The following is a 2,878-nucleotide window of genomic DNA, read 5'->3' as shown; positions in this document are numbered from 1 at the left end:
CTTGGAGCTTTGTAGTTTGCGATTGATCCTGGGGTTACTTCTGACCAGTTACCTTTACTCCATTCTCCGTATGTAACTTCATTTGTGACTTTGTTTGTTGTCTTCGTTCTTGTTAACGTCACTGTTTCAACTGTTGGGTCTTTCAAGACTTTATTCGTACCTTTTTCTAGGTAGTTAATCGTACGAGTAACCGTTTTTCGTTCTTCGACATTTTCCATCTCATGATTATAAGGAATAACTAAATTTACATTTTCTGTTGACTTATCAACAATTACAGCGCTAGTATCCGGAGAGTTCGAAAGATTTTGAACATAATTTGGAATCTTAGGTGCATTTACTGATGACCATTCTCCAGAATTCCAAAGTTTATCTAATTCATCAGTAGTGTAAAGTTTTCCCGTTGTTTCGTTATACGGTTCACCGGTAACTGAATCGACAGTATATGTACGAGTTAAAGTTACTGACTGTACAATAGGAGTCTGTCCAGGAATTTCTTCACCTGTTACTTCATCAACAAATTTAACTGTTCGAACTATTGTTTTACTATCTGTTTTCTCTTCTAATTTATGATAAGTATTTTCAACTCTATTATTTCCAACCAATTCACTCGAAACTTGACGATACCCTGGAATTTTGAATTCTCCAACTTGTGGGTTCGAAGAAAATATAGGTGTTTTAATAGTTTTTCTTTTTTCATTTAAAAACGTCGTTTTTCCATTTGTATTTGAAGACGAAAATGCACCTTGTATACGATATAGGTTAGCCTTGTCTACGGCTTCTCCATCAATTGTTTGCGTTGTTGAAGGTACATCAAAAAACTTATTATCTGGACGATAATTGTCCCCAGTAACGGTAATTTTATCAACTCCAACAGTATAATTTATCAATCGAAATGCTGGAATTGTTCCCGAAACAACTCTAAGTACAAATTTATCTTTAGTTACTTCCACTGGTTCAAGTATAACATTCCCACCAGCAATCATGTAAGCACCATTTTCGTTAACAGGAGTCGCTTCAGTAACTTCACGACCTAAGCGAACTACTTGCTGCGTTTTTAAAATTTTATCTGGTAAGAATTCAATTCCAGAAGCCTCAGATAAGTTTAGCTCGATTAATGTCCCCGGACCAACATCTTTTTGAGGACGAACAGATATTGTCGTTTGTGAAGTCATATTTTGATCCGCATCAAAGTTAAATATTCCTGAAATCCCTACTACAGGTTTCACTGCAACCACCTGTGTTTTAGGGATATCAATTGTTTGTTCTATAGCCGTTGTTCCTGTTGTAGTAGAAATCCTTGCATTTAATGTGTAATCTCGATTTGCATACACAACGGGAGAAGTTGTTGATTTTACTCCAAATGTAAATTCAGTACCCTCAGGAAAATCTTCTATATGTTTATTAAACGTTAGTCTCACTTTTCCCTCATAAGCCTTTAAAGTTGTATCTGTTTGCTTAGATAAATCACCACTACTTTGTTTATTCACTTCTGGTACGGCTGCTTGAATTACTTTTAATTTTCCAATTTCCTGACCATCACCACCCTTAACTGATAAATTATCCAACGAACCTGTAGAAACGTTTTCTAATATGTAATCGATGTAGTCACCAGCTCTTGCTGCCTGTGTTGTTTTAGTTATTACTTTAATTTCGTTATAACTAATTCCATTAGGTTTTCCTTGCGCATTAATTACTCCTGTAATTGTATTTGTAATTGCTTCCTCTGCATAAGTTATATGCTGAATACCCAAAACATTTTCTACAACGGGAACAGTAGCAAATCCTATTGCTAAAGAACTCACGCCAAGTGTTAATTTTCTAGTCGAAAAACGGCTAGTTTTATTCGTTTTATTCAATATTATTCTTCTCCTTTTTCAATTCTTTCAAATCTATATTTTTTATTTACTTCCAATAAATACAATTTTTAAAGTAAAATTATTTCTTTTGTAAATATTATAACATAAGTCGACAATAAAAAGCCATCATCCTGATAATGAAGTGAATCCTCTTTTTAAATATCCCCACTTTAGTTTTGTTTTTTACGTCTAGCTACCTCTGCAGCTACTAACGATATTAATCCTAGAGCTCCAAACCCAGTAGTTTTTTCCCCTGTATTAGCCAACTCCCTTACTCCTTGCATCACTGACACATCTTTCGGTTTTGGTTCTGGCTTCGGCTCCGATTTTGGTTTCGGTTTTTCTTCTGGCTTCGGCTCTGGTTTTGGTTCTGGTTTTATATCTGCTTCATAGTATACATCAATCGTTTTATTTTCTGTTGTCGATGTTACTTCTGCTCTTTCTACCGTTGTTACACTTGGTGCTTTGTAGTTTGCTATTGCTTCTGGTGTTACTTCTGACCAGCTGCCTTTGCTCCACTCTCCGTATGTAACTTCTTTTGTGACTTTATTTGTTGTCTTCGGTCTTGTTAACGTCACTGTTTCAACTGTTGGGTCTTTCAAGACTTTGTTCGTACCTTTTTCTAGGTAGTTAATTGTTCTTGTGATCACTTTTCTCTCTACTTCGTCTTCTTTTGCTTGTGGATACTTCACGATTACTTCTGTATCTTCCATTGTTGGTGTTACTTCTGCTAACGATACACTTGTCTTATCTGGTGTTCCATAGTTTGCTACTGTTGGTGATGCTTGTTCTGCCCAACTTCCTTGTGTCCATGTTCCTTCTTCAAGTGTATTTGTTACTTTGTTTCGTTTATTTGTTCTTATTAGCGTAACAGTCTGCTCTACTTTTGGTGACACTTCTGTATTTTCGTTACTTGCATCTACATACTTAATTGTACGTGTAATCACTTTTGTTTCCACTTCATCTTCTGTTGCTTGTGGATACTTCACAACTACTTCTGCATTTTCCGTTGTTGGTGTTAC

2 protein-coding genes are annotated in these 2,878 nt (G+C 35.6%); both read right to left on the bottom strand.

The window, feature by feature from the left end; all coding sequences use genetic code 11:
- On the bottom strand, window positions 1–1,856 hold a 1,856-nt coding region (locus JX287_RS07020), incomplete at its 3' end, for a mucin-binding protein (protein ID WP_430537385.1).
- 170 nt (window positions 1,857–2,026) lie between these two features.
- Window positions 2,027–2,878, bottom strand: an 852-nt coding sequence (locus JX287_RS07015; protein WP_430537384.1) for a mucin-binding protein, incomplete at its 5' end; no start/stop codon positions are given.

The sequence above is a fragment of the Gemella haemolysans genome, assembly GCF_901873445.1.
In the GTDB taxonomy this organism is placed as follows: domain Bacteria; phylum Bacillota; class Bacilli; order Staphylococcales; family Gemellaceae; genus Gemella; species Gemella haemolysans_C.
Note: the sequence above shows the minus strand (reverse complement) of the source record. Positions and strands in the feature narration are given on the sequence as shown.